At 59.1% G+C, this 25385-nt stretch carries 26 protein-coding genes and 1 tRNA gene; 12 read left to right on the plus strand and 15 right to left on the minus strand.

What is annotated here, in order from left to right:
* Position 1 precedes the first annotated feature (1 nt).
* The 4 genes from M5C01_RS01465 (at position 2) to M5C01_RS01480 (ending at position 3613) form a co-directional block, all read left to right on the plus strand.
* Positions 2 to 943, plus strand: a complete 942-nt coding sequence (locus M5C01_RS01465; protein ID WP_152737062.1) for a diguanylate cyclase — start codon at positions 2 to 4, stop codon at positions 941 to 943.
* A gap of 308 nt (positions 944 to 1251) precedes the next feature.
* Positions 1252 to 2493 (plus strand): type II and III secretion system protein family protein, encoded by a 1242-nt coding sequence (locus tag M5C01_RS01470; RefSeq protein ID WP_152737063.1) that lies wholly within the window; start codon positions 1252 to 1254, stop codon positions 2491 to 2493.
* Positions 2494 to 2617: 124 nt separating this feature from the next.
* A complete protein-coding gene (locus M5C01_RS01475) occupies positions 2618 to 3328 on the plus strand; it encodes a tetratricopeptide repeat protein (RefSeq protein ID WP_152737064.1) in 711 nt (236 codons plus the stop codon).
* An 18-nt stretch (positions 3329 to 3346) separates the two neighbouring features.
* Complete coding sequence (locus M5C01_RS01480) at positions 3347 to 3613, plus strand: DUF3613 domain-containing protein (protein WP_152737065.1); 267 nt, start codon at positions 3347 to 3349, stop codon at positions 3611 to 3613.
* Positions 3614 to 3642: 29 nt separating this feature from the next.
* Here M5C01_RS01480 and M5C01_RS01485 read toward each other — a convergent pair whose 3' ends face one another.
* The 12 genes from M5C01_RS01485 to M5C01_RS01540 all read right to left on the minus strand — a co-directional run bounded on the left by M5C01_RS01485 (position 3643) and on the right by M5C01_RS01540 (position 13928).
* A complete protein-coding gene (locus tag M5C01_RS01485) occupies positions 3643 to 4611 on the minus strand; it encodes a type II secretion system F family protein (RefSeq protein WP_152737066.1) in 969 nt (322 codons plus the stop codon).
* A gap of 29 nt (positions 4612 to 4640) precedes the next feature.
* Positions 4641 to 5627 (minus strand): type II secretion system F family protein, encoded by a 987-nt coding sequence (locus M5C01_RS01490; protein WP_152737067.1) that lies wholly within the window; start codon positions 5625 to 5627, stop codon positions 4641 to 4643.
* A complete protein-coding gene (locus tag M5C01_RS01495) occupies positions 5624 to 7066 on the minus strand; it encodes a CpaF family protein (RefSeq protein WP_152737068.1) in 1443 nt (480 codons plus the stop codon). Before M5C01_RS01495 ends, M5C01_RS01490 begins: the two co-directional genes overlap by 4 nt.
* Before the next feature lie 3 nt (positions 7067 to 7069).
* Complete coding sequence (locus tag M5C01_RS01500) at positions 7070 to 8290, minus strand: AAA family ATPase (protein WP_152737069.1); 1221 nt, start codon at positions 8288 to 8290, stop codon at positions 7070 to 7072.
* Positions 8284 to 8778 (minus strand): TadE/TadG family type IV pilus assembly protein, encoded by a 495-nt coding sequence (locus M5C01_RS01505; RefSeq protein ID WP_152737070.1) that lies wholly within the window; start codon positions 8776 to 8778, stop codon positions 8284 to 8286. The genes M5C01_RS01500 and M5C01_RS01505 overlap by 7 nt, the downstream gene beginning before the upstream one ends.
* Positions 8778 to 9257, minus strand: coding sequence for a TadE/TadG family type IV pilus assembly protein (locus M5C01_RS01510; RefSeq protein WP_152737071.1), 480 nt, complete (start codon positions 9255 to 9257; stop codon positions 8778 to 8780). The genes M5C01_RS01505 and M5C01_RS01510 overlap by 1 nt, the downstream gene beginning before the upstream one ends.
* Positions 9258 to 9265: 8 nt before the next feature.
* Positions 9266 to 10615: a TadE/TadG family type IV pilus assembly protein gene (locus tag M5C01_RS01515; protein ID WP_152737072.1), complete on the minus strand. Its 1350-nt coding sequence runs from the start codon at positions 10613 to 10615 to the stop codon at positions 9266 to 9268.
* Between the two features lie 56 nt (positions 10616 to 10671).
* On the minus strand, positions 10672 to 11478 hold the full coding sequence (gene cpaB, locus M5C01_RS01520; protein ID WP_152737073.1) for a Flp pilus assembly protein CpaB: 807 nt from the start codon (positions 11476 to 11478) through the stop codon (positions 10672 to 10674).
* A 15-nt stretch (positions 11479 to 11493) separates the two neighbouring features.
* A complete protein-coding gene (locus tag M5C01_RS01525) occupies positions 11494 to 12822 on the minus strand; it encodes an AAA family ATPase (protein WP_152737074.1) in 1329 nt (442 codons plus the stop codon).
* Between the two features lie 2 nt (positions 12823 to 12824).
* Positions 12825 to 13355 (minus strand): prepilin peptidase, encoded by a 531-nt coding sequence (locus M5C01_RS01530; protein ID WP_152737075.1) that lies wholly within the window; start codon positions 13353 to 13355, stop codon positions 12825 to 12827.
* 28 nt (positions 13356 to 13383) lie between these two features.
* On the minus strand, positions 13384 to 13578 hold the full coding sequence (locus M5C01_RS01535; protein WP_152737076.1) for a Flp family type IVb pilin: 195 nt from the start codon (positions 13576 to 13578) through the stop codon (positions 13384 to 13386).
* Between the two features lie 158 nt (positions 13579 to 13736).
* A complete protein-coding gene (locus M5C01_RS01540) occupies positions 13737 to 13928 on the minus strand; it encodes a Flp family type IVb pilin (protein WP_152737077.1) in 192 nt (63 codons plus the stop codon).
* A gap of 414 nt (positions 13929 to 14342) precedes the next feature.
* Here M5C01_RS01540 and M5C01_RS01545 point away from each other — a divergent pair, with 414 nt between their 5' ends.
* Positions 14343 to 15212 carry an AraC family transcriptional regulator gene (locus M5C01_RS01545; protein ID WP_152737078.1) on the plus strand — a complete coding sequence of 290 codons (870 nt, stop codon included), beginning with the start codon at positions 14343 to 14345 and terminating at the stop codon, positions 15210 to 15212.
* 177 nt (positions 15213 to 15389) lie between these two features.
* On the opposite strand, the gene M5C01_RS01550 is transcribed toward M5C01_RS01545, so the two are convergent.
* Positions 15390 to 17312: a methyl-accepting chemotaxis protein gene (locus M5C01_RS01550; protein ID WP_152737079.1), complete on the minus strand. Its 1923-nt coding sequence runs from the start codon at positions 17310 to 17312 to the stop codon at positions 15390 to 15392.
* A gap of 710 nt (positions 17313 to 18022) precedes the next feature.
* Here M5C01_RS01550 and M5C01_RS01555 point away from each other — a divergent pair.
* Both M5C01_RS01555 and M5C01_RS01560 read left to right on the plus strand, forming a co-directional pair.
* Positions 18023 to 18490 (plus strand): Bro-N domain-containing protein, encoded by a 468-nt coding sequence (locus M5C01_RS01555; RefSeq protein ID WP_152737080.1) that lies wholly within the window; start codon positions 18023 to 18025, stop codon positions 18488 to 18490.
* Between the two features lie 365 nt (positions 18491 to 18855).
* Positions 18856 to 19086, plus strand: a complete 231-nt coding sequence (locus M5C01_RS01560; protein WP_255914366.1) for a ribbon-helix-helix protein, CopG family — start codon at positions 18856 to 18858, stop codon at positions 19084 to 19086.
* 214 nt (positions 19087 to 19300) lie between these two features.
* On the opposite strand, the gene M5C01_RS01565 is transcribed toward M5C01_RS01560, so the two are convergent.
* Positions 19301 to 19390, minus strand: a tRNA-Ser gene (locus M5C01_RS01565).
* A 320-nt stretch (positions 19391 to 19710) separates the two neighbouring features.
* Between M5C01_RS01565 and M5C01_RS01570 the strand changes: the two genes are divergently transcribed.
* The 3 genes from M5C01_RS01570 (at position 19711) to M5C01_RS01580 (ending at position 22700) form a co-directional block, all read left to right on the plus strand.
* Positions 19711 to 20400, plus strand: a complete 690-nt coding sequence (locus M5C01_RS01570; RefSeq protein WP_152737083.1) for a crotonase/enoyl-CoA hydratase family protein — start codon at positions 19711 to 19713, stop codon at positions 20398 to 20400.
* Between the two features lie 521 nt (positions 20401 to 20921).
* Complete coding sequence (locus tag M5C01_RS01575) at positions 20922 to 21659, plus strand: 1-acylglycerol-3-phosphate O-acyltransferase (protein WP_152737084.1); 738 nt, start codon at positions 20922 to 20924, stop codon at positions 21657 to 21659.
* A gap of 69 nt (positions 21660 to 21728) precedes the next feature.
* Complete coding sequence (locus tag M5C01_RS01580; protein WP_103499483.1) at positions 21729 to 22700, plus strand: magnesium and cobalt transport protein CorA; 972 nt, start codon at positions 21729 to 21731, stop codon at positions 22698 to 22700.
* Between the two features lie 61 nt (positions 22701 to 22761).
* Here the strand turns inward: M5C01_RS01580 and M5C01_RS01585 are convergent, their stop codons facing one another.
* On the minus strand, positions 22762 to 23490 hold the full coding sequence (locus M5C01_RS01585; protein WP_103499484.1) for an amidotransferase: 729 nt from the start codon (positions 23488 to 23490) through the stop codon (positions 22762 to 22764).
* A gap of 629 nt (positions 23491 to 24119) precedes the next feature.
* On the opposite strand from M5C01_RS01585, the gene M5C01_RS01590 reads away from it, so the two are divergent.
* Both M5C01_RS01590 and M5C01_RS01595 read left to right on the plus strand, forming a co-directional pair.
* Entirely contained in the window at positions 24120 to 24584 is a 465-nt protein-coding gene (locus M5C01_RS01590) for a rhodanese-like domain-containing protein (protein WP_103499485.1), read from the plus strand.
* Positions 24581 to 25381 (plus strand): cytochrome c, encoded by an 801-nt coding sequence (locus M5C01_RS01595; protein ID WP_152737085.1) that lies wholly within the window; start codon positions 24581 to 24583, stop codon positions 25379 to 25381. The genes M5C01_RS01590 and M5C01_RS01595 overlap by 4 nt, the downstream gene beginning before the upstream one ends.
* Positions 25382 to 25385 lie beyond the last annotated feature (4 nt).

The following is a 25385-nucleotide window of genomic DNA, read 5'->3' on the forward strand; positions in this document are numbered from 1 at the left end:
CATGGAGCGAATTCTCGAAGATTGGCTGCTTCATACAAACCGACGTCCCAAGATTCTGATTGCTGACGATCAGCCCACTAATATCCGGGTGTTGTACGAACTGTTTTCCGCGCAGTGCGACATCTTCATGGCGGCCAACGGCGAGCAGGCGCTGAAGATATGCCGGGCCGAGTTGCCCGACCTGATTCTGCTCGACGTGGTGATGGAGGATATCGATGGCCACGAGGTGTGCCGCCGACTCAAGGCCGATCCGTTGACGAGCACGATACCGATCATCTTCATCACCGCGCAGAACCAGGCCGCGGATGAAGTCATTGCACTGGGGCTCGGGGCGGTCGACTTTATTGTAAAACCCATCAACTCGGTGATCGTCCGCGCCCGGGTCCAAACTCACCTGACCTTGAAATTGCAGGGTGACTTGTTGCGTGCGCACGCCTTTCTGGACGGCTTGACTGGTGTGGGCAATCGACGCAAGTTCGATGACGATTTGCTCACCAATTGGCGCCAGTGCTTGCGCGACAAGGTGCCCATGTCCCTTATCTTGCTGGATATCGACTACTTCAAGCGTTACAACGACCGCTATGGCCATCAGAGCGGAGACAGCTGCCTGAAGTTGGTTGCCAAGACGCTTTGCGAGTCGCTCCGGCGTCCCCATGACAAGGTGGCGAGGTATGGCGGCGAGGAGTTCGCCTGCATTTTGCCGAAAACGAAGCTTGAAGACGCGGCCAGGATAGCCGAGGCCATGCAGGAGCGTATCCGGGCGCTGGATATCGAGCATCTCGGCTCGGAGGTTGATCGGGTGGTCACCACCTCCTCGGGTGTGGCGACGCTGCTGCCTGCACTCGGTGGCAGTCCGGAGGCACTGTTGGCGGCGGCGGATGTGCAGCTTTATGAGGCGAAGCGTGGCGGCCGGGCGCGGGTTTGTGCGGCTGGAGATGAGTGATGGCCAATCGACGAGCCATCGTCGAACATTCCTCCGGTAATCAGATTGCGCTGTCGCACGCATATTTACATTCAACGCTTTCTTTTATGGCGCTTTGCCTTGATTGAACTACCGTCAAACAAAGAACAAGCCATACCGGCTTGAATTACCCACGTAGTGTTCAGCGATCAGATAACGGAGCAGTCAGACCAGCGTCTGACGTCTGGTCGTGCGCGGTATCAAGGATATTGCGCAATCCATTGGTGGTTGGGCTGGCCTGGGGCACCCTGGTTCAACCCACAGACGGCCTGTTCGGCGAGGATGAAGTTATGCACGATCGTACCCTGCCCGCTCTGAAAACAATGACTCATGGCCTGTTGCTGCTGGTCCTTGGCATGGACGCAGCTCACGCCGCCGCAGGCAACTGCTCGCAATTGGCCAGTTTGCCCAGCGTGTTCGAGGTCGGCCAGGGACTTCAGGATGAACTGCGCATGCCGGTCGCGATTACCCAACTGGCAGTGGGCGACCCGAAAATTGCCGACGTGCAAACCAGCGGCGGTAGTGCCTTTATCCTCACCGGCGTCACTCCGGGAACCACCAGCCTGATGGTCTGGACCAGCTGTTCGCCGACACCTCGCCAAAGCATGGTGTTCGTCAAGGGCAAGGCCACTTCGGCACTGACCAGCCTGTCGACGATGCCTTCCGAAGACCCGCTGCTGCCGAGCCAGGTGCAAACCGACATTCGCTTCGTCGAAGTCAGTCGTACCAAATTGAAAGAGGCCAGCACGTCGATCTTCGGCAAAAGCGGCAACTTTCTGTTCGGCTCGCCGGGCACTGTGCCCGGGGTCACTGTGACCCCGGGCCGCATTGGTAGCCTGGCGCCAAACATCCCGCTGAATAACGGCACTTTCAATATCGGCTTTGGCGGCGGCAATGTGCTGGGGATGATCAATGCCCTGGAAGGCAGTGGCTTTGCCTACACCCTGGCACGGCCAAGCCTGGTGGCCCTCAGCGGCCAGAGTGCGAGTTTTCTTGCCGGTGGCGAAGTACCGATTCCGGTGCCCAGCTCAAGCAGCAACAACATCTCCATCGAGTACAAGGAGTTCGGTGTCCGCCTGACCCTGACCCCGACCATCATCGGAAAAAATCGCATTGCCCTGAAAGTGGCCCCCGAGGTGAGCGAGCTGGACTTCACCAACGCCGTGCAGATCGCCGGTACCGTGGTCCCGGCGCTGACCGTGCGACGTACCGACACCAGCATTTCCCTGGCCGACGGCGAAAGTTTCGTCATCAGCGGCCTGATCAGCACCAACAACAGCTCCCAGGTGAACAAGTTTCCCGGGTTGGGCGATATTCCGATTCTCGGCGCATTCTTCCGCAATAACACCATTAACCGTGAAGAGCGCGAACTGTTGATGATCGTCACCCCGCACCTGGTCCAGCCACTGGCCGCCAACGCGCAACTCCCATCGTTGCCCGGCGAGCAACTGCGCAACTACGACCCGAACTTCTACCGTATGTACTTCCTCGATAGCGGCGACTTCGACAATCGCATGGGACTCTCGCAATGAGCCCGAAACTGAACCCGAGCTGGCGTGCCATCACTCGTCACGCCAATGATCTTGAGCGTTTCTCCCCGGCCAGATTGGTTGCCATTGGCCAAGCGTTCACCCTGTTGTAGCCGGAGGAGGCTCTATGAAAGCGCTCGTAGCCATAGCGGCGACAGTGATGCTCGCAGGTTGTGCCAGCAATGGCCTGTCTTCAAGACCAAGTAGCTGCGCCAGTCCCAGCTCGGATCAGCAGTTGAGCCTGAACCTGGCCGACGACATGACCAACGATGGCCGGTTGTATGCCAGCCTGGCGAACCTGGAAGGACTGCCTGACAACCTGGTTCAGGTGCGCCTGCGCAAGGCACGAATACTGCGCCTGCTTGGGCGTAACGACGCCGAACCGTTGTATCAGGGCCTGCTCGGCACTTGTCTGGCCGCTGAAGGCGAGCATGGCCTGGGCCAGTTGGCCGCGGCCAGGAACGATAACGCGGCCGCCATGGAGCACCTTGAGCGGGCGAAGAAGATGGCGCCCACCGACGAAAAAATCCGCAATGACCTGGGGGTGGTCTACCTCAATCAGCAACGGATCAATGAAGCACGTTTCGAGTTTCTGACCGCCATGGAGCTCAAGCAGTCCGATTCACTGGCGGCACTGAATATGGTGACACTGCTGATCTATCAGGATAACTGGAAGCAGGCTGCCGAACTGGCGAACCGCGCCAACCTGAGCCCCAAGCAGGTCACCGACGCTCAAACTCGCGCAGCAAGACTCAAGACCCCAGGCAAGAAAGCGCTGGTTTCCGAGGGCAGTCGCACGGCCGAGGTAGTCGATGCCTCAACCAATGCGATCAAGTAGGAAAAACGAGGAATCGAGATGAATACCAAGAGGCTGTTGATAGTCTGCATGGCTTGCCTGTCCACGACCGCCTGGGCGATTGAGCCCGGCCCCTCTTCAGCACCGCAACAAGGCACTGAACAGTGGATGCAACTACAGATTCGCGGTGTGGTGGCCTCGCCGCGACTGCAAAGCGTTTCGGCCACCGAACGTGATCTGGCCATGCAGCGCTGGCTCAATAGCTTCACCTATCCGATTCCCGAGCATTTTGATCAAAAGGCATCGGGAAATATGAGCAGCAAATGAGTCACCTCCGTGACTGAGTCGCGCTGACCTCACGGCATCCCGAAAGCGTTGAGCACCCCGATCATGGCCGGGCCGATCGCGATCAGGAAGAAACTCGGCCATAGACAGAAAATCAGCGGGAAGATCAGCTTGGTACCGATTTTCGCGCCCATTTCTTCGGCGGCCTGCGTACGCCGATCGCGGAACTCATCGGCGTAGATACGCAGGGTATCGGCCACGCTGGTGCCGAAGCGGATGCTCTGCCCCAAGAGACTGACCAAGCCTTGCACATCTTCCAGCCCGGTACGCACGGCCAGTTGCTTCAGCGCCTCGGTACTGCTGATGCCGGCACGGATTTGCGCATTGACCAGGGCCAGCTCCTCGGCCAGTTCGACCTGACTGACCGACATCTCTTCAGCCACCCGTTCGATGGTCGTCGGCAAGGCCAGACCCGACTCCACGCAGACCACCATCAGATCCAGCGCATCCGGAAAGGCCGCGCGCAGCCTGCCTTGTCGCAGCTGCTTGCGCTTGCTGACATACAGTCCAGGCAGCAACCAGCCGATGCCCGCTACCAGGATCAACAGCAACAGGCCCGGGGCCAGGGAAAGCCTGGGAATCAGTGGTAACACCAGCAGCGCAAGACCGACCAATACCAGCGGCAGCAGCAAGCGCACCGCCCAGTACATCTGCGCCGCCGAAGACGAACGGTATCCCGCGTGTATCAACAGCAACTGGGTTGCCGACGCCTGGGCGGCTTCGGTTGAACCAAAGCGCTGACCGACCCTTTCCAGCAACAGTTGCAGATTACCGGGGGCATCGGCTCCCACCGTGCTGCCGAAATGCCCGCGCTTGATCAGTGCAAGACGCCGCCGCATTGGATCCTGAAGCCCCAGGAACAATAACATCAGGGTAACCACCGCCAACACCGCACTCATACCGATCGCACTGACGAACAACAGGCGTGCCAGCGCCTCATTACTCGTCACCCGACTGAACAACCCGAGTAGATAGTCCATGACCCGCACCTCCGCGTAGCGAAAACCACTTAAACCTGGATCCGGATGATTTTGCGGATCCAGAGAATCCCGACCAGCATTGCGCAGAATGCCCCGATGATCAGCTTATGGCCGAGGGGGTCATTGCTCAGTACCGGCAGGTAGCTGGGGGTCGTGACCAGGATCGCCGTTGCCAGTACAAAAGGAATGGACACCAGCACCCAGGCCGACATACGTCCTTCAGCCGACAAGGTCTTGACCTTGCGCTGAAAGCGGAAGCGCCCGCGGATCAGCCGACTCAAACGCTCCAGCACCTCGGTCAGATTGCCGCCGGTCTCGCGATGAATGAGGATCGACGTCACCAGCATCATCACCGTCATGCTCGGCATACGTTCCAGCAGACCGAGCATGGCCCGGCGTACATCATTGCCATAGTTGATATCGGCGAAGGTCAGGCCAAACTCATGAGCCACCGGCCCCTTGTGTTCTTCGGCAACCAAACGCAGGGTTTCGTTGAATGGATGACCGGCGCGCAGCGCCCGGCACATGGCATCCAGCGCATCCGGCAAGCCTTCTTCGAACGCCGCAAAGCGTTTGTTACGGTCGCGGAAGATTTTCAGCAGCGGCAGCCAGGCCAGCACCACGGCAACCGCCAGCGCCATCCACCAGGGTGAGGCCAGCAGCAAGACCAGCGCCGCGCCCCCGCCTCCCAAGGCGATCCCGAGCAATAGCAGCCGATAGGCCCGATAGTCATGTCCGGACTGCTCAATCAACTGTGTCAGATTGGCCATGAGCGGCAGTTGCTCAAGCATGGCCTCCAGTGGCGACAAGCGGGTCAGGTATTTCTGCCGCAGCACGGTCTGCATATTCGGCAGGTTGTTGGCTTTCTCCAGCACGTGCAGGCGACCGCGAATGCGCTTGCGCATCTTGCCCGCCTCCCCGAACACCGGCACCGTCACGCCCTGGGCCAGGAGAAAGACGGCAATAAACACCATGCCGAGAAAGATCAGAATGAATTCACCCGAGATAGCGTTCATGACTGCCGTCCCTCCATCCATTCAGGCCTGAACAGGGCGAGCGGCAACTCGATGCCACGCTTGGCCAGCACGTCGCGAAAGGCCGGAATCATGCCGCTGGGCCGATACTCGCCGAGCACTTCGCCCTGTTCGCCCATGCCACTGCGGGCAAAGGAAAAAATTTCGGTCATGGTGATGATCTCGCCTTCCATGCCGTTGACCTCCTGCACGCTGACCAGGCGCCGTTTGCCATCCTCCTGACGCTCCAGCTGGATCACCACATCGATGGCCGATGCAATCTGCTGACGCATGGCCTTGATCGGGAAAGTCGCCCCGGTCATCGACACCATGTTCTCGATTCGCCCCAATGCATCGCGCGCGGTATTGGCGTGGATCGTGGTCAACGAGCCGTCGTGGCCGGTGTTCATCGCCGTCAGCATGTCCAGCGCCTCGGCGCCACGCACTTCGCCGATCACAATGCGGTCCGGGCGCATCCGCAGACTGTTGCGCACCAATTCGCGCTGGCTCACCTCGCCACGCCCCTCGATATTCGAAGGACGGGTTTCCAGACGCACTACATGCGGCTGCTGCAGTTGCAACTCGGCCGAGTCTTCAATGGTGACGATCCGCTCGTTTTGCGGAATAAAACTGGACAGCACATTGAGCATGGTGGTCTTGCCGCTGCCGGTACCACCGGAGATCAAGACGTTCAAACGTCCACGCACAATCGCCTTGAGCAGCAAAGCAATGCCCGGGGTCAAGGTCCCGACCTGGATCAGGCTGTCGGTGTTGAGCAGGTCCACGGCAAAGCGGCGAATCGACATGCTCGGGCCGTCGATGGCCAATGGCGGGATAATCGCGTTGACCCGCGAACCATCCTTGAGCCGCGCATCCACCAAAGGCGAAGACTCGTCGATACGCCGCCCCAGGCTGGAAACGATACGGTCGATGATGTTCAGCAAATGCTGATCGTCGCGAAAGCGCACATCGGTCCGCTGCAACTTGCCGAAGCGCTCGACATAGACCGAGGCATGGCCGTTGACCAGGATATCGGACACGCTTTGATCCGCCAGCAACGGTTCCAACGGGCCAAGACCGAGCACCTCGTCGGTAATCTGCTTGATGATCAACTGGCGGCTGACCGAACTGACCGGTGCTGAATGCTCATCCAGCAGACGCTGGCAAATATCACGAATCTGCCGGGTCGCTTCGGCCTGCTCAAGCGAGTCGAGCAAGGACAGGTCCATGACTTTAAGCAATTGCTGATAGATCTTTTCCCGCCACTCGGCCTCCACCGGAGTGACCTGGCTCTTGGTCTCATAAAGAATGTCCGGCGCTGCACGCTCCCACGCCATCAACTCCTCGGCAGGATCCGGCAGGTCATCGCCCTGCTGACCCAGCAACGATACGGCGGGTTTGCCGGACTGTTTGCGCAAGCGGTTACGAAAGTCGCTGATCATGGGTTATCCCCTGAAAAAACGGTTGAAGACGCGTTTGAACACGCTTTTGTCCCCGGTCATCCGGTTACCGGCCAACTGCTCGGTCATCTCGCGCATGGCGACGGTGATTGCAGCCCGCGGCGCTTGTAGCCCCAACGGCACACCTGAGTTCTGGCTCTGGCTGACCAGATTGAAGTCGTTGGGCAAATGCAGCAGATTCGCGCAACGCAGCGCCTCGCCGATATCCTTGAGACTGATCGCTGCCGCTTTGTCATAGCGATTGACCACCACCTGCAATTGATCGCCGCGCACGCCGAGGTCTTCGCGAAGAATCCGCAACAGGGAGCTGGCATCACGAAGATGGCTGACGCTCTGTTGCACCACGACATAGACCCGATCCGCCTGCTCCAGCACGGAGCTGGTCAGGTGGTCGATCTGTCGCGGCAGGTCGACCACCACCCAGTCATAGCTTGAGCGGGCCAACTGCAACAAGGTATCGAGTTGTTCGGACTGGGCATCCTGCGGCAGGTACAGCTCGCCGGCCCGGCCACCAAGCACATGCAAGGTCGGGCTGAAGTGGCTGCAAAATCCGCGCAATGCGACCCCGTCCATCTCCTCGACCTGCTGCAATACCTCCAGATGGCTATGCGACTGCGCCACATCCAGGTAATGCGTCACGCTGCCAAATTGCAGATCCATATCCAGCAACAGGGTATTGCCGCCCTTGACGCTGAGCTGATGGGCCAGATTGCAAGCCAGCAAGGTAGCGCCGGAGCCGCCCTTGGCGCTCATCACGGCGATCAGTTTGCCTTCGACCCCACTGCTGACCCGGACCTCCACGACCAGACGATTCAAGGCGGCCACCAATTCCGTCTCGGCAATCGGCTCCGGCAAGACATCACGAGCGCCGGCCTGCATTGCCAGGCGCATACCCTCCTGATCACTCAGCGAGCCGCACACCAACAGCGGCGGACGCTCATGGGCCGGACGCTGGAGCAGTGCCGCCAGTTCCTCGCGCCACAGGTGGCTGACGCGTACCAACAACAGATCGGGCATCCGCTCCAGACCATAGAGCGGGTCGACATGCCCATTGCTCACCAGGCGAGTGCTCACTTCCAGGCTCGCTACGCGCTGGCAAACGCTTTGCAGATCACGCAACGCCGTGGCATCACGGCTGCTGATCAGCAATCGCAGCCCGGGTTTGCCGGTCGCGAGGGTTAACGGAGTTTCCTTTGTATTCAGCATGGAGTGACCTCCCCTGATTCGGAATGATGTCCAAGGGCTTCGCGTGGCAAGGTCGCCCTGAAGGTGGGCAAGGTAATAGGTACGCCAAACCCGGGAATGAATAAATTGAACACGTAGCCCTGCAGGCTCAGCTGGACATAACGGATGGCACGGAAGCCCGTGGAACTGGTGGTGTCGGTGGGGTTGGCCACCACGGCACCGTTGCTGTCCAGATAGGTCAGCGTCAGGTTGCCGGTGTTCAGATTGCTGATCAGCGGGCTCGAACCTGTGTTGCCCGCAGCGTTGAAGATCGCCCGCTGCAAGACGATCGGATCGCTGATATTGCACACCGCCGCCAGGCGCGCGCCGCGCCGTACGGATTCATCAAGGGCATTCACGGTGAAGTACAGGCGGCCCATTTCCAGCACGCCAAACAACAGAATGAACACCAGCAAGCCGATGAAGGCGAACTCCACCACATACACCCCGCGCATCTGTCTGCGATTCATCACAGGACCCTCATGACAGTCGTGGCGACCAGCGGAATACTCAGCGCAATCGGCGTGGGAAACAGCCCTCTGATCGAGCCGGTACAATTGCCTGCGCCGATCACCGGGCAGAAGGTATAGGTAATGGTGACCTGCACATGGTCGGTGCCCAGCACGGAGACCGCCACATTTGCGCTCGTCAACCCCGACACCACCGCTGTCCCGGTGCTGGCAGGCACACCATAGACCGCCACGTTTTTCGTCTGGGTCAGCAGCGTGCTGCTCAAGGCAACAGTACCGAGCGTCGAGTTCCAGGCCTGGCTGGCCACGTAACGGCCGGCATCGCGGCTGGCCTGTAACAGGGTGTTGTACTGAAACAGCATTCGGCCGAACTCACCGAGGGCCAGTAACAGCAGCAACAGCAACGGCAAGACCAGAGTGAATTCCACCAAGGCCACTCCTTGTTGGCCCCTTGGTTGTTTAAACGTGTGAGGTCCCATGACGCCCCCTACGAGTCGTTGCTCGGAGTGCTGCTGCCATTGATATAGGTTTTGTAGAGCTGAATGATCTGCGGGCCGGAATCACCCGAAGGATTGGGACCCGGCACGTTATCGCCTTCGCACTCCTGGACGAACTGGCCGAAGATCTCCGAAGTACTTCCGCCGCTGGCGGCCGGCTGGACCACGAAATAACAGCCAAAACCCAGGACGGGAATCGAGGTGGCACCGTTGTTTTGCCCGGTGCAGTTGCCAATCACGACTTTCAGCATCCGTCGTTCGAAGACTCCACCGCTCTGGCACCCCGTGCCTGAACCGGCAACACACCCGGCGGAACTCGCCAGCCAGTCGTTGTAGCCCAGGAGCGCCGTACCACCAGCGGAGAGATTGCCATTACTCGACGTGACAGGCTGGCCCTTGTACTCCGCCCGTGGAGGTGTACTGGAGCTGTTCCAGGTGATCGCGGGCGTGCTGTAGCTGACGATCAGGTCTGGCGGATACTGCGCGGCACTGATCCCTCCTCCGGAGTACTGACCGAAGCGGGTGTTCAATCCTTGGGACGTAGGGCCAACTTTGTTGCCTGGTGCGGTCGTGACATTTTGCCCAACGCTGCGACACACCAGGCCGCCTCCGGCCAGATCATCCCTGACCGTACTGCCACCCGAACCGAAATCGAGCAGTTGAAAGTTGCCTGGGCCAATCGCGGACGAAGAGCCAGAGCCCGTTTTCAAATCCTGCAAATCACCGAAGTGATAACCCCAGAACACCCCGGCGCTCGGGTTGTATTGGTTTGGGTCACCACAGACCATCAGTGGTGCGAGATCACAGGGGCTGGTGGGGCTGGGTCCAGCGGTGGCCATCGCCGCCACCGCCTTGCTGCCCAGACCGCCAGCGCCGAATAACTGGGCGAATTTCCAGAAAAAACCGTTCAGGTGATAGTTCGCTACCGTTACCCGAACATAAGTGGCATTCGCCGGCCCCGGATAGGAGAACGGCCCGTAGACGCTGTTGGCCAGTTCGACCACCGCGAAGGTGCCGGCGCTGCCACCGATGGCCGTGGCCAGTTCGCTGTTGCCGGTGGCATTGGCATTCAACGTCAGCGTATTCAGCGCGGCAGTGCGCGTGGTGCTGGCGATCCCGATACCCCCGGTGACCTGGCTCAGGGTTTTGGCGCCACTCAGGGCCGCGGCGTCCACCGCATTTTGCAGGCGGGTCTTGTTCAGCAGCAGGTGGCCGCCGTCCAGCGCCAATGCAGCCATGATGCCGATCGCCGCCAACGCGATCACCATCAGTACGGTCACCGATCCCCGCTGGCGCCTTGGCGTTACCGAAAACGGCTGTTGAATTCGAGGACACATCATAAATCCCTCACCTGCCGATAACATCGCCTGGCTGTCCAGGCACCTATTGCGTCCTGTCAGTGCACATTGACTACATGGGCTTCGGTGCCACGAATAACGGTTATAGCCCCACCGCCACCGCCGCTACGGTGCACCACGCGCCTTGGCGCCGTTTCGCTGGCCATTGCCACGGCCTGCACAACAGGCGCGACGGTCGCGGGCTTTTTCTCGCTGTTCAGCGGATTGCGCAGGGCCAGTTGCAACTTGCCTTCGGTCTGCGCCGTGACCAGGGCCTCCGCCTCGGCGGCGGTCATTTCCAGTGTCACTGCACGCACCACCACCGGCTGTGTCTTATCGGTGCCCGCGGTCTGATCCACCGCCAACACCCTCAAGTTCTCGAGGATGGTTCTGGATACGGCATTGTTGCCGTTGCCATCGGCGTGTTTGGTGGCCAGCACATCGACCCGGTTACCAGGCAACAGGAACCCGCCGACGCCGACCACATCGTCCACCCGTACCGAAATGGCACGTTTGTCGGGTGCAATCAGCGAGGCCAAGGTGCTGCCCCCCAGGTGTTCGCTCAAGCGTGCACCGCGTACGATGTCCCCGCGCAGAATGTCGAACGTGGCGATCTTGCCCACGGCTTTGTCGCTGGAATCGAAGGCATCGTCCGGGATCGTATCCATAGGCATGCGGACGGTCGTGACCTGCTGGGCCTCGACCATCTGCCCGAAAGGAATCTCGACCGTGGCGACCACCACGCTGCGCAGGTGATCATCCGGGCTGGCATTGAGCCGTGCGCTCAGCCAGGAGTTGGCCATCCAGGCGGCGCCCAGGCCCATGACCAGGGAAACACCAATCAGGGTTGCGGTACGAGAGCTCATATCGGTATCTCCTACTCAAAGAAAGTCGAGCTGGACGAAGTAGTTGCGCCAGGCCCATTCCAGTTCCTGCGGCGACAGTGGCCCGGAACCGCCCTGGTAACGCTGACGATCGAGCGCCATGCTCAGGAGATCACGGGGATGGCAAGGCACCAGGGGCATGCCTTCAACGGCGTAAAGTTTCTGCAGGGCATAGCGCACCAGCGTCGGGTCATAGCGAATGCCCAGGCGCTCGGACTCCTGTTGCCAGATCCGTTCGTACTCATCGGGCTTCAGGTAACCGAATTGCAGCTTGTAGCCAATCCGCCGCAAGAAGGCCTCGTCGGCCAACTCCAGGGGATTGAGGTTGGTTGAGAACACCAGAATCAGATCGAACGGCAGCTCGCAATGCCGGCCGCCGCCGAGGTTGAGGAAGTCGCGCTTTTCCTCCATCGGGACGATCCAGCGATTCAACAGTTCGGCGGGAGCCATGCGCTGGCGGCCCATGTCATCGATGATGAACAGGCCATTGCTGGCCTTGAGCTGCAAGGCGGCCTGGTACTGACGGGTGAAGGGGTCATAACGCACGTCCAGCTGTTCCATGCTCAACTCACCGCCGGTGATGACGATCGGGCGTTTGCAGCAAAGCAGGCGACGGTCGATCCCTTCGTTGAGCATCAGATTGTTCTGTTGACCGTGATCATCCAGGCGCTGATGCACCTGAGGGTCATAAATCTCGATCACCGACTCATTGATCACGATGGCCTGGGGCACCCAGATGGCCTCGTCAAACAGGCGAATCAAGCGACTGCTGACATAGGTCTTGCCGGTACCCGCCGGACCATAAATCATGATCGCGCGCCCGGAGTTCAGCGCCACGCCCAGTTGATCAAGCATCCCCTCGGAGAGCACCATACCGCTCAGCGCCGTGTGCATATCGTGAGCATTGATATGTCCGTGGTGAATGGTCTGCACCTTGAGCAGGGAGCGGTAGGTACTCACCGGGAACGGTGCCGCACCGATATAGCCGCTACGCGACAGGGCATCGCGGGCAGCACCACGACCGCGTTCAGTCAAGCCATAACGCAGCGATTGCCCGCCCGTTTGTGCGCCGAACTGACCCAGCACCTCGACCCGCCCATCCTTGCGTAAAAACGTCAGGACCTCTTCCATGACCGCACCGGTCAGCGCCAGGCGTTCTACCAGCCGCGACATGTCCAGCACGCCGGCGTCGTACAAGTGCTTGCACACCAACTCGCCGAGAAAACTATCCGTCAGGCCCGTCTCGCTGATAGAGCACGGCTGGGGGGCCAGTCGCTGCACCGCTTCTCGCTCACTGTGGCAGGCATCACTCTCGACGACGTGCATGACTAACCTCCCAACCCATTGGCAAAGAGTTGCCAATGGACGGTGTTTAACGTACCGAGCAAAATGGCAATCGAATAAGGGAACGGCTTGCCGGCCACTTCATCTGAAGTCGGCGCCAGGTAGGCCTGCGCCCTCAGAATCAGCCAATAGCGCCCCAGGGTCTTAAACAATTGACCGCGAACCAGCACTATCAGCAAACCGCACACGCCACCGGCGATCAGGCTGAATAGCGCGGCCCATATCGCGTAATGGAAGGGTAAAAAACCGCCAACCACAGCCATCAATTTGACATCACCGGCAGCCATGCCACCGAGCGCGTACATGGGCAGGAACAGCGCAAAACAGATCAAGATGCCTAACAGGCTGCCGCCCAATCCGCTTACACCTCCTGCATACATCTGACCGACCAATCCCAAGGCAAGTCCCAACAGGACCAAGGTATTGGGAATACGGTGGTGCAGCAGATCGCTCACCACCGCCACGCCCAACAGTCCTATCAGCAAAACAGTCGAAACCAGCATTTCCGTGGACATGGGGCTTCTCCCTGCAAGGGATTAATCGTCAGCACGCAACGTTGTTATTGACGATTTGGCACAGTGCCGTGATCTTGGCACTGACACTGCCGCCCAGTAGTGTGAAGGCGACAGCCACAGCGACCGTAATCAATCCACCCGCCACCGCATATTCCACAATGGTCAGGCCATCTTCATCTTTGGCGAACTTGCGTAGCGAAGTTCCTATTGTTTGCAGCATCATGTTTCTCTCCCACTCCAGCGGTAAAACCGCTTAGAACATACGTTGGTAGAGGTCGAGCGAAGTCCATTGAGAAAGTTGCCCGGCAGCCTCATCAGCAAGGATAAAAAACAGCTGCCTGTTCCATGGGCATCGCCGTGTCACCCAACGGCAATTGCCTATCAGCAGGCCGCACCTTTGACCGCTGCGCACAGCGCCGTGATTTGGGTATTCACCGCGCCCCCCAACTTCACGAATATGGCTGCGACAGCCACTGTGATTAACCCACCGGCCACCGCGTATTCGACGATGGTCAGGCCGTTTTCATCTTTGGCGAACTTCATTACCGAAGTTTTGATTGTTTGCAGAGTCATTTTGTACACCTCATTTCGATAGTTGCTCTTCCGGGGAAAGCAGCTCTTTTTGCACTGCTTGTGGCTACCTTAGTCAGGGCAACACCAAGAGGGTTAGGAGGATTTTGCGTATCGCTAGGACTTTTTTGCGGACATGGCCAACAAGCGGGTTATTGGCCCCTGGGGAAGGAAAAGCAAAGGTTGAAACGAGGCGTGACTCGCCAATAGCACGCCCTTCATTCACAAGAGACGAACGGCTAATCCTGGGTGCAACGCCAACAGGCCAATAAACAACTGCCCGGTCCTGACCACCAGGCAAGATATGGATCGTATAGAACTAAAATAAGATCTCCTTAGCAGGATTTAGTCTGAAAAATGATATCAAATTGACAATACTACTCAGTGGATGGCGGCACGCACCTCAGAGCCCAGCACATGACGTCTAACGTGACCAGGAAACCATCACTACTGTGGTTCGATCGGACCCACGATCACTCCACAAGCGAGCTCATCACGCAGTTTGAGCACGCCTGCGACTGCAAACTGGCGAAAGAGTCGGTGTTCTCCAGCCAGATGCAGGCCGACATGATCTGCATCCATTTCGATCGCCCGGACACACCGGGCCTGAGGATGTTGCTGGAGACCAAACGCAGCGCCCCCACCATCCCCATCACCATGTTCACCGTGCAGCACTCCGAAGAGCTGGCTGTATGGGCCATGCGTTCCTGTGTCTGGGAATACCTGGTGTTGCCCCTTTCAGTCTCCGAGAGGAATCGCTACCTGGCGGCTGTAGCCCAGCTCCACAAGCTGCGTCGTCATGTCAAAGACCAGCGCAAGACACCGCAGATCGACCATTCCCCGACCCTGCCGGGCAGTATCCGGATGACCCCGGGCCACCAGAAACACCAGGCGCTCAGCAATGTACTGCTGTATATCGACCAGCATTTCCGGGACAGTATCGACCAGAAGGAACTGGCCCAGCGCTGCGGCATGACCGCCTTTCGCTTCAGCCGCCTGTTCAAGGAAGCCTACGGGCTCGGCTTCACGGATTACATCTTGAACAAGCGCATGAACTTCGCCAAGGAACTGCTCGACAACAGCCAGATGCCCATTACCAGCATCGGCTATGAAGCCGGCTTCAAGGATCCGTCCTACTTCGCCCGCGCCTTCAAGCAGTTCGCCAACTGTACGCCCAGCGAATACCGCCTGATGCGCCAGCGTGAAGTGCCTGTAGTCGCGCAACCGATACAGGACACTGCGACCATTGAAATGCTCGATAACCTGGTTCAGAGCCTCGGTGGCTGAAACGTTTGCGATTCCCGCGCACTGGCGAGGCCCTAGCGAATGGATAACCTCGAGGCAGGACCGGAACCCGCCGCGGTTCACTACACGGGCGGGTCATTCAGTCAGTCGGCGGCATGGGCTGAGCGAGGCGTGGGTTGGCTGGCGGGATAAACCGGTCCCCCACTCCACCTTGCTCCGTCAAACCTTGAAATGGCTGACCATCATCTGCAACTGGTTGCCCAAGCGGGCCAGCTCGACGCTGGAGGCGGCGGTTTCGTCGCTGGCGGCGGCGGTCTGCTCGGAAATGTCGCGGACGTTGATGATGCTACGGCTGATCTCATCGGCCACGGTGCTTTGTTGCTCGGCGGCGGCGGCGATCTGCTGGTTCATCGACTGGATGTCAGACACTGTGCGGGTGATATTTCCCAGTGAGACACCGGCCTTGCGCGTCAGCGCAACGCTGTTATCGGTCAGGCTACGGCTGTTGCTCATGACGTTGGCCACCTGCTGGGTACCGCTCTGCAAGCCGGCGACCAGGCCTTCGATTTCCTCGGTAGACTTCTGGGTGCGCTGGGCCAGGCTGCGAACTTCGTCGGCGACCACGGCAAAACCACGACCGGCCTCACCGGCACGGGCGGCTTCGATGGCGGCATTGAGCGCCAACAGGTTGGTCTGCTCGGCCACGGCCTTGATCACATCCATGACGCTACCGATCTTGTTGCTTTCCTGCTGCAGGAGGGTCATGGCCTCGGTGGAGCGCAGCACTTCCGCCGCTAGGCGTTCGATCTGCGCGATGGCCTCGGCAACCACCTTGTCACCTTCACGGGCCTGGCCGTCGGCATCCGCGGCGGCTTGCGAGGCTTGTTCGGCGTTGCGCGCGACAGCCTGCACGGTGGTGCTCATTTCGTGCATGGCGGTGGCGACCTGATCGGTCTCGACCTTCTGACTGTTAACCCCGACGCTGGTCTGTTCGGTCACGGCCGACAGTTCCTCGGCGGCACTGGCGATCTGCGTGACACCATCGCGAATACCGCTGATCAGGTTGCGCAGGGTCTCGCCCATGAGCTGGATGCCTTGTTGCAGCGTGCCCAGTTCATCACGGCGAGTGACCACCTGGTTGTGAGTGAGGTCGCCACCGGCAATGCGCTCGACGACGCCGAGGGTTTCGCGGATCGGTCGGGTAATCTGGCGGGTGATGATGACCGCGGCCAGGATGCCGAACAGCAAGCTCAACAGGGTGCTGCCCAATTGCATCATGCGCGTCTGGCTGACCTCGCTATTGCGGCTGTCCACCTGCCCCTGGTAAAGGGCCTCGCTGCGAGCCGATATCTCGACCACTTGGTCGGCCAGTTCCTTGCCCGTCTGGGTAACGACATCATTGGCCGTTTTGTAGCCCAGAAAGGCGGTTCGGTAATTGCCCAGGGCGGTTTCCAACTGGCGCAATGCATCCGGCAGGGGCGAGCCGAAATGTTCGCCAAGCTGTTTCAGGCTGCCAATGGCTCCATTTAATTGGTTGATGGCCTTCTGCTCGGTATCCGCGTTAGCCCCGGCAATGTAGCCGCGTACTTCGAAACGGCTGAGCAGGAACTGCTCCCTGGTCTGGGCGACGGCCTGGAAGCGTTCGATACGCTCTGCGTCGCCTGGAGGCATTTGCAGCACGCTACTACTGACCGCATCGATCAGCTTCAAGGCCGCCGCGCCGTTATCGCTGAAGGTTTGTCGGGCACTGTTGCGGGCGCGATAGGCGTCATGCATTTTATTCAGCGACTGCTGGAATTTGCCGATAATGACCGCCTGTTCTCCAAGCAGTTTCACAAAATCCGGGTTCTTGAACGTCTGGGTCAGTTTTTGATCCTGGGTGCTGAATGCGTCCAGGGCGGACTGCACGTTCTGGGCCGCTGCTTCATCGCCATTGCTCAGCATGTACTGCAGGCGAGCCACGCGCACCTTGTTCAGCAAGGTATTTAACAAGGTGATATCGCCCATCCGATCACTGCGCCAGATCAACTTGTCCAGGCTGGTCCAGCTGGTCAGGGCAAGGACAGTGGTCAGTGCCAGTACCAGGCCGAAGCCCAGGGCCAGCTTGAGGTTGACGCTGATATTGCCGAACCATTTGTTCATTCAATCCTCCACAATGCATGCGGTTTTTGGTTTTCGGGGCAACAGGGAGCTGTCCCCGGGGACCACCGGTGATCTTTCCATGGCAGGTACAGGCGCGATATGGCTTCGAAGGAACGTTTTTATTGGTTTTTTCTCGATGTTATCCACAGCTGTTTGATGGCAATAAGAGCAGCCGTTACTTTCCTCAACATATCCATACGGATGGAATGGCTGAGGCGAGTTATTCGAGGTTCTCGGAAACCACTCTTGGATAGATCGAGATCAAGGCAAGCCCCGCTGGGATAAGGACTTTTGCTCAGGATACTCAGAACCGGAGCCGGATGATAGCGCTAGGCCACTATCACCGAAAAGGTTTCACGCGAATCAGGGATCCCGGAGTCAGTCAGCGAGTCCGCCGGTTGGCTACAGGCCATTGCGCTCCTGCAACTCCCCTCGTCCAGCATATGGCATGGCACATCCCTGGCATCGCTGCTGACCAGCGGAGAGTGCGTGGTGAGAATTTTACAGGCTCGTCCATGAGTGGACCTGCACTTGTTGATCCGTCCGCCAATTAAAACAACGCCTTTTCTTACAAAATCCAGCGCTATTTCCCCTTTCCCAGCTATCCGTTCGGCGTTAGGGTTCATTCATCACTGTACATTCAGCGATACAGGATTGGCGTCCTGTGAATACGAGGCGGCTCCAGTTAATAACTACTCGGACACCTCAACATGAACGAACACTTCGAAACCACGCGCTTCCCTCGTCATAATCGTTTTATCCATGCCCTGATGCTGGAATCACAAGCCTGGTTCAGCCTGACTGACCTTGGTCGCCTGATGGGCCGTCCACTGGACGAGCGTCTGGCTCGCAAGCTCGACAGCGATCAGCGCCGCATGCTCTGGCTGAACTACCATGGAAAAATCCAGGAAACCCTGATGGTCAGTGAGTCGGGCGTCTACGCCTTGATGGTTCACCATCACATCCCGGAAAACCAGAGTCTGCGGCAATGGCTGACACATGAAGTCATTCCTGCATTGAGAAATATCCAGACAAGCATCCCCAATCAAGGTCCTAGCCTTAGTTCGCTACACTGGGCAGGTCATGCGGTCAGTCTGCTGCATTGGCAGAACGAGGCGTGGGTCAGGTGGCGAGATATGCCAGGGCTAATACAGCCGACGGAAAGAATGCCGCTCTAGTTGAAACTGGTAATAAGCCGCATCACCGAAGAGAAACGATGATGCGGCTTACTTCAAAAACAATCCTCTCTGGCGTGATGACTTGACTGCATTGCATAAGGCGGGCGTGATCGACAAACAGTCAGTCGACATCGTCATTACGATGCAAAAAAAATGACAAAACAGCGGTGACTGCTGCAAGGAAATGCCAATGGCAATCAAAAGCGACATCTTCGGCTGCGTTGAGCTGAGTGATAACGACGCTACGCGTTTTGTTCAGCACATGCGTGAAGACAAGCCCAATGCACAAGCCAAAGCCTCGTATGCACGCGGCCGTACTCTCATCAGCCAGGTCTCAGACAGGCTTGGACATTATTCGCGACGGACTGCTAGCGCACCTCCCCGACAAGATGGCTGACACCCTCGCCAACCAGGCAAAAGCGACTGGTCGTAGTAAATCTGCCATTGCCATCGACGCCCTACGCGACTACCTAGCTCGTAAAACGTGGCAAATCGCCGAGATTCAGCGTGCTGTAGAAGAAGCTGATATGAGCGACTTCGCCACGGATGAGGAAGTGGAAGCCACCTTCAGGAAGTGGGGTGCCGACGCGCGTTGAGTGGCTGAAAACCGCAATCAAGAATCTGGATGACGCAGCCGCCTATATCGCGGCTCGGACAACCCACAAGCAGCTCAAGCCTTCATGATTGAGGTCCGTGCCAGCGCTCAACGGCTGGCGCAGCTTCCCGCGATATAACGCCCTTTTTCAGACGCCAAAAACCACAAACCCCCGACTTTCTCTAGGAAAATCAGGGGTTTGTGTTTGCAGAATGTGGCGGTGAAGGAGAGATTCGAACTCTCGATACAGTTTCCTGTATACACACTTTCCAGGCGTGCTCCTTAAGCCACTCGGACACTTCACCGTATCTCGTCAAACCTATTCAGTCTGTCGAGGCGCGCTAATGTAGTCGAAAGCTTTTCCGATGGCAAAGGTTTTTTTCAGAATTTTCATGCGGTTAAGTCGATCAGTCGCACTCCCCCAGCCCCTCGGCCCGCGGAGCAGGGCAAAACCGCCAATCTCCGGCCCGGCGCGTAGCGCTCTATCCTCTCCACAGCAGGCCCGCCGCAAGCCGTCCACCCGGCCCACGGGCGGAAAAGCCTGACTCACCAGTCAGTCACGGCGCTTTACCTGACCCCAACGGCTGGGTAACGTCTGCCCCACTTCTATATAAGGAATTGCGTCATGAGTGAATTGATCTCTTACCACCTCGACGACGGTATCGCGACCCTGACCTTGAGCAATGGCAAGGTCAATGCCATTTCCCCGGACGTGATTGCCGCGTTCAACGCCGCCCTGGACCAGGCCACCGCCGACCGCGCTATCGTGATCATCACCGGCCAGCCCGGTATCCTGTCCGGCGGCTACGACCTGAAAGTGATGACCGCCGGTCCCAGGGAAGCCGTCAGCCTGGTGACCGCCGGTTCCACCCTCGCCCGCCGCCTGCTGTCCCACCCTTTCCCGGTGATCGTCGCCTGCCCGGGGCACGCGGTGGCCAAGGGTGCTTTCCTGTTGCTCTCGGCCGACTATCGCATCGGCGTCGAAGGGCCGTTCAGCATCGGCCTGAATGAAGTGCAGATCGGCATGACCATGCACCACGCCGGGATCGAACTGGCCCGCGATCGCCTGCGTCGTTCGGCATTCCACCGCTCGGTGATCAATGGCGAGATGTTCAACCCGCAGGATGCCGTGGATGCCGGCTTCCTCGACAAGGTGGTAGCCGCCGATGCGCTGAAGGACACCGCACTCGCCGCCGCCCAGGCGCTGAAGAAGATCAATATGACCGCCCACAAGAACACCAAGCTGAAAGTGCGCAAGGCGCTGCTGGACACCCTGGATAACGCGATCATTCTCGATCAGGAACATATGGGCTAAGCCTCGGGTGTAGGCCTTCAGCGCACAGGCACGCTCAAGGCCGTCAAAAGCTTCGCGGGCAAGCCCTGCTCCTACAGTCTTCCGCCGTTCATCGATTTTGTGTACGGCACAAAACTGTAGGAGCAGGGCTTGCCCGCGAAGAGGCCTTCAAGATCGCCAAAAGCTTCGCGAGCAAGCTCTGCTCCTACAGATTTTTGGTGTATGCAGAGTTTGTGTATGACGACCAACTGTAGGAGCCTGGCTTGCCAGCGAAGAGGCCTTCAAGGCCGCCAAAAGCTTCGCGGGCAAGCCCTGCTCCTACAGGATTGTGGTCGTATCCAGCATGTGTGTTCGGGCGAGGTATCTCTGGAGCGACTCCCCGTTTTGCAAGGCACAACCTCGCAACCGCTCTAGCCCGCACCTGTCGCCAGCAAGCGGAAACATGCGCTAAAACATCGCCATCTCCCGGCTACAGACGGCAATTGCCGAAAACAGTGCACATCCGTACACTGCGCCACCTTTTGTCCGGGCGGAACCTGTAGATGTTGTTTTTGCTGCGTATGTTGTTGATGGGACTGCATTTTGTGTTGGCCGGGGTGCTCGGTGTGTTGCTCGGGCTATGTCGCCCCTTCAATCCGGACAACAGCCGGCTGTGTGCCCGCCTCTATGCGTTGCCTGCGATGTGCATCCTGCGCCTGCGGGTGAAAGCCGAGGTCGGTGCATTGCTGAACCAGCCGCAAAGCTGTGTGATCGTCGCCAACCATCAATCCAACTATGACCTGTTCGTCTTCGGCAATGTGGTCCCCCGCCGCACCGTGTGCATCGGCAAGAAAAGCCTGAAGTGGGTCCCCCTGTTCGGCCAGCTGTTCTGGCTGGCCGGCAATGTACTGATCGACCGCGGCAACGCCCACAAAGCCCGGCGTTCCATGCTGACCACCACCGAAACCTTGCAGCACAAGGACACCTCGATCTGGGTCTTCCCGGAAGGCACGCGCAACCTGGGCGAAGAACTGCTGCCGTTCAAGAAAGGCGCGTTCCAGATGGCCATTGCCGCCGGTGTGCCAATCGTGCCGGTGTGTGTCAGCAGCTATATCAAGCACATGCGCCTGAACCGCTGGCGCAGCGGCAAGATCCTGATCCGCTCGCTGCCGGCGATTCCCACCGCCGGGCTGACGCTGGACGATATGCCCATGCTGATCGCCGAATGCCGGGAGCAGATGCGCACCTGCATCGAAGCCATGGATCGACAACTTTTCCCCGAACTCCCACGCGTTTGCTGACTCTGATCAGGCACGGCGGGATAAGCTGCACCCCGCCCCTCCCTCAAAAAAGAAGAAGTGATCAGCACTATGGGTAGAGTCGTTGCCTCGGCGGTTTACAGTGCCGGCAGGAAAGTCCGGGATATCACACTCGATGAAGGCAGTGCCTGGGCGGCCAAGCCCGACCACTTTGTCTGGATCGGCCTCGAAGAGCCCAACGCCCAGGAACTGGCCAACCTGCAAAAGCAGTTCAATCTCCACGAACTGGCCATTGAAGACGCCCTGGAAAAACACAGCCGGCCCAAGCTTGAAAGCTTCGGCGATGCACTGTTTATCGTCACCTATTCGCCGGTGCGCCATGAAGGCAAGCTGGAGTTCATCGAAACCCATATCTTTGCCGGCAACGGCTACATCATCACTTGCCGCAACGGCCACTCCAAATCCTACGCCCACGTCCGGCAACGCTGCGAAGCACGGCCGCTGCTGCTGGAGCACGGCGAGGACTTTGTGCTGTATGCCCTGCTCGACTTCGTGACCGAGAGCTATCAGCCCGTCAGCGAAGCCATCCACGCCGAGATCGACGAGCTGGAAAAGAATGTGCTCGGCAGCGCCCTGAACGAAGGCGATATCCAGCGCATCCATCATCTGCGCCGGGACGTGCTGCGCCTGCGCCGCTACGTCGCGCCGATGGTGGAGATCAGCGAGGAGGTGTCGCGCCTGGACTTCCCGTTCATCGACAAGAACATGCGCCCGTATTTCCGTGACGTGCAGATCCATGTCACCCGCCAGATGGAAGACCTGGCGACGCTGCGCGATATCGCCAGCCAGACCATCGAGATCGGCGTGCTGCTGGAGGCGGCGCGCCAGAGCGTGGTGCAGCGCAAGTTCGCCGCCTGGGCGGCGATCCTGGCGTTTCCGACGGCAGTGGCCGGGATCTACGGGATGAACTTCCAGAATATGCCGGAGCTGAGTTGGCATTACGGCTACTTTGCCGTCCTGGGGTTCATCTCGGTAGGCTGCGTGACGTTATGGGCCAGCTTCAAGAGATCCGGCTGGCTATAACTCAACGCCGGTGATGGGGCCGCCCAGGCCCCTGAAGGCCCCCATCGACACCCTCACCAGTTCAGGCCGATGCCGCCTCTGGCTTATGCGCCACAAAACGCATCATCCATTCCGCAACAGTGGTGCCGTGGTGCTCGTGCACCAGGCTCGCCACGCCGTTGGAGTAGATCTGCTCGCCAAGAAACTCCTGGCGGATCTCCAGCAGCGCCCGGGAGTAGTCGTGGATAAATTCCGGATGCCCCTGGAAGCACAGCACCTGGTCGTTGATGTGGTACGCGGCAAACGGGCAGAAATCGCTGGAGGCAATCACCGTGGCATTTTCCGGCAGTGCGGTGACCTGGTCCTGGTGGCTGATCAACAAGGTCAGTTCTTCGCGCACCGGGCTCATCCACGGCGCCTTGGCGGCCATCTTGTATTGATGGATGCCCACGCCCCAGCCCTGGGTCGCCCGCTCGGTCTTGCCGCCCAGCAGCAGCGCCAGCAATTGATGACCGAAGCAGATGCCCAGCAGCTTGTCACCACGCTCGTAGCGGTTGAGCAGGTAAACCTTGAGGGTCTGGATCCACGGATCGCTGCCGAAGGAGTCGGCCTTGCTGCCGGTCACCAGGTACGCGTCGAAACTCAGCTCGTCACTCGGGTAGTTGCCCTGCATCACATTGTAAATGCTGAACTCGGCCGCGATCGGTTGCCGGGAGAACAGGCGCTCGAACATCTGCCCGTAGCCCTGATATTGATCGACCAGTTCCGGGCGCAGGACATCGGTTTCCAGAATGCAGATGCGTAACGACATAAAAATACCTGACACAAAAAGATAAAGAATGAAACCCGAGCCTGCCTTGAAACCTGCTTTCAAGGCAAGCACAGAACGCGCGCTCGCAAGCTCCGGTTCAGCTTGCCGGCAAACCGACGAAAGGGAGGCCGAACGGCCGTGCCCCTCACACTCGGACGAACGGTAGTCTGCTAAGGGACAGTCGCTTTTCACCCTTGCACGTGTCTAGCAAAAGGCCCGCTAGCCGGCTGGCGATATGCCTCATGCCTTTTTAAAAAGACTTCCTGATCTAATGATACGAAATGGTTCTAAGCCAAGTGTGACGCGGGCTCTAAGGTTAAGCCTGTAGCGATGGCCGTCGGGTTTTGCCGAGGCATCGTCTACGTCAGCTTTAGCATTGTTGTCAGTAGTCGTCGTCAGGAATAACAACAAAAGGCAGTCCGCCATGTTCAAACATTCGAAAATCCGTCAAGCCGGTCTCATCGTCATCGCCACCACCTTACTATTGATCCTGCCGAACCTCACCAAAGTGATCGGCTAGACGCTCTGTGGCGTGTTTCCCGGCAACCCCGCACCGACCCTTACGGGTTCACTACCGAAGTGCGGTTTTGTGTGCCAATCTTGAGCCATGACTCGATGGAGGGTGACTCATGCGCTACTGGATCATCATTACCGCGCTGCTCATCAGCTTTTCCGCCCAGGCCGGCATTATCGATGTGAATCGCGCGGTGGACGAAATCCGCGACGGTGCGCTGATTCTCGATCTGCGTAATAACGCCGATTTCGCCGCCGGCAATGTGCACAACTCGCTGCAAGTCGACCTGGCCCTGGAGGACGGCACCGGCAACAACGCCGAGGGCCTGGCCTACCAATTGCGCCAGGTGGTGTTCGATCCCAGCGCCACGGTGGTCATCTATAGCGACACCAACCAGCACGCCCTCGATGCCGAAGACACGCTGATCAAGCATGGCTACCTCGGCATCGTCAACGGCGGTAATTACGAAGAATTGCGCGACGCGATCTTCGACCATGTCGAAGACACCCCGAGCTGGGTCTTCGAAAACGACGACAACACGGCCGACGAGGCCGCACCATCAGGTCCTCCTGCCGAATGAAACCGCTGATACTGCTCACCGCCCTGCTGTTCTGCCCTGCCCTTTACGCCGCGCAACTGGAACTGCCCCAGGGCAGCGGCAGCCGGACCTGGCAAACCGAGGAACTGCTGGGCCAGGCCCAGACCATCACCGTCAAGGATGATGTCTCCTACAAGCGCGATATGACCTATCGCGCCGTGCCAATGGCAACATTGCTGCAAGGCATCAAGGCCGACGATCATCTACAGGCGGTGGCGCTGGATGGTTTTGCCGCCGAGATGGGCGCCGCCCCACTGTTGAACCGCCAAGGCGCCCAAGCCTGGCTGGCGGTGGAGGATCCGGCTCAGCCATGGCCGCCACTGGCTGACGGCAAACCGAGTGCCGGGCCGTTTTACCTGGTCTGGACAGACCCGCAGGCCGGCCATATCAGTCCCGAGCAATGGCCCTACCAGATGGCCAGTATCCAACGCCTGGCCCCGGTGGCCGAACGTTTCCCGGCCCTGCGTCCGGACCCGAAGCTGGCGGCCAATGATCCGGTGAACAAGGGCTTTGCCCTGTTCCAGAAAAACTGCATGGCCTGCCATCGACTCAACGGTGCCGGAGACGCACAGGTCGGACCGGACCTGAACGTGCCCTACAACCCCACCGAATATTTCGCCGCGGGCTACCTCAAGCGCTATATCCGCGACCCGCAGAGCCTGCGGCACTGGCCGCAGGCGAAGATGCCCGCGTTCGCCCCGGCGGTGCTGCCGGACGGCGAACTGGATCAGCTGGTGGCGTACTTGAAACATATGGCCAAGCGCAAACAGCCGCTCTAAGACG

The organism is Pseudomonas sp. MWU12-2319, assembly GCF_023242525.1.
Lineage (GTDB): Bacteria > Pseudomonadota > Gammaproteobacteria > Pseudomonadales > Pseudomonadaceae > Aquipseudomonas > Aquipseudomonas gingeri_D.

Coding starts and splice junctions, on each gene's coding strand:
- M5C01_RS01485 (WP_152737066.1), bottom strand. CDS start 4,611: ATGGACTATCTACTCGGGTTGTTCAGTCGGGTGACGAGTAATGAGGCG.
- M5C01_RS01465 (WP_152737062.1), top strand. CDS start 2: ATGGAGCGAATTCTCGAAGATTGGCTGCTTCATACAAACCGACGTCCC.
- M5C01_RS01490 (WP_152737067.1), bottom strand. CDS start 5,627: ATGAACGCTATCTCGGGTGAATTCATTCTGATCTTTCTCGGCATGGTG.
- M5C01_RS01480 (WP_152737065.1), top strand. CDS start 3,347: ATGAATACCAAGAGGCTGTTGATAGTCTGCATGGCTTGCCTGTCCACG.
- M5C01_RS01570 (WP_152737083.1), top strand. CDS start 19,711: ATGAGTGAATTGATCTCTTACCACCTCGACGACGGTATCGCGACCCTG.
- M5C01_RS01535 (WP_152737076.1), bottom strand. CDS start 13,578: ATGATGCTGCAAACAATAGGAACTTCGCTACGCAAGTTCGCCAAAGAT.
- M5C01_RS01505 (WP_152737070.1), bottom strand. CDS start 8,778: ATGAATCGCAGACAGATGCGCGGGGTGTATGTGGTGGAGTTCGCCTTC.
- M5C01_RS01510 (WP_152737071.1), bottom strand. CDS start 9,257: ATGGGACCTCACACGTTTAAACAACCAAGGGGCCAACAAGGAGTGGCC.
- M5C01_RS01540 (WP_152737077.1), bottom strand. CDS start 13,928: ATGACTCTGCAAACAATCAAAACTTCGGTAATGAAGTTCGCCAAAGAT.
- M5C01_RS01470 (WP_152737063.1), top strand. CDS start 1,252: ATGCACGATCGTACCCTGCCCGCTCTGAAAACAATGACTCATGGCCTG.
- M5C01_RS01555 (WP_152737080.1), top strand. CDS start 18,023: ATGAACGAACACTTCGAAACCACGCGCTTCCCTCGTCATAATCGTTTT.
- M5C01_RS01545 (WP_152737078.1), top strand. CDS start 14,343: ATGACGTCTAACGTGACCAGGAAACCATCACTACTGTGGTTCGATCGG.
- M5C01_RS01530 (WP_152737075.1), bottom strand. CDS start 13,355: ATGTCCACGGAAATGCTGGTTTCGACTGTTTTGCTGATAGGACTGTTG.
- M5C01_RS01525 (WP_152737074.1), bottom strand. CDS start 12,822: ATGCACGTCGTCGAGAGTGATGCCTGCCACAGTGAGCGAGAAGCGGTG.
- M5C01_RS01580 (WP_103499483.1), top strand. CDS start 21,729: ATGGGTAGAGTCGTTGCCTCGGCGGTTTACAGTGCCGGCAGGAAAGTC.
- M5C01_RS01500 (WP_152737069.1), bottom strand. CDS start 8,290: ATGCTGAATACAAAGGAAACTCCGTTAACCCTCGCGACCGGCAAACCC.
- M5C01_RS01595 (WP_152737085.1), top strand. CDS start 24,581: ATGAAACCGCTGATACTGCTCACCGCCCTGCTGTTCTGCCCTGCCCTT.
- M5C01_RS01475 (WP_152737064.1), top strand. CDS start 2,618: ATGAAAGCGCTCGTAGCCATAGCGGCGACAGTGATGCTCGCAGGTTGT.
- M5C01_RS01590 (WP_103499485.1), top strand. CDS start 24,120: ATGCGCTACTGGATCATCATTACCGCGCTGCTCATCAGCTTTTCCGCC.
- M5C01_RS01585 (WP_103499484.1), bottom strand. CDS start 23,490: ATGTCGTTACGCATCTGCATTCTGGAAACCGATGTCCTGCGCCCGGAA.
- M5C01_RS01550 (WP_152737079.1), bottom strand. CDS start 17,312: ATGAACAAATGGTTCGGCAATATCAGCGTCAACCTCAAGCTGGCCCTG.
- M5C01_RS01495 (WP_152737068.1), bottom strand. CDS start 7,066: ATGATCAGCGACTTTCGTAACCGCTTGCGCAAACAGTCCGGCAAACCC.
- M5C01_RS01575 (WP_152737084.1), top strand. CDS start 20,922: ATGTTGTTTTTGCTGCGTATGTTGTTGATGGGACTGCATTTTGTGTTG.
- cpaB (WP_152737073.1), bottom strand. CDS start 11,478: ATGAGCTCTCGTACCGCAACCCTGATTGGTGTTTCCCTGGTCATGGGC.
- M5C01_RS01515 (WP_152737072.1), bottom strand. CDS start 10,615: ATGATGTGTCCTCGAATTCAACAGCCGTTTTCGGTAACGCCAAGGCGC.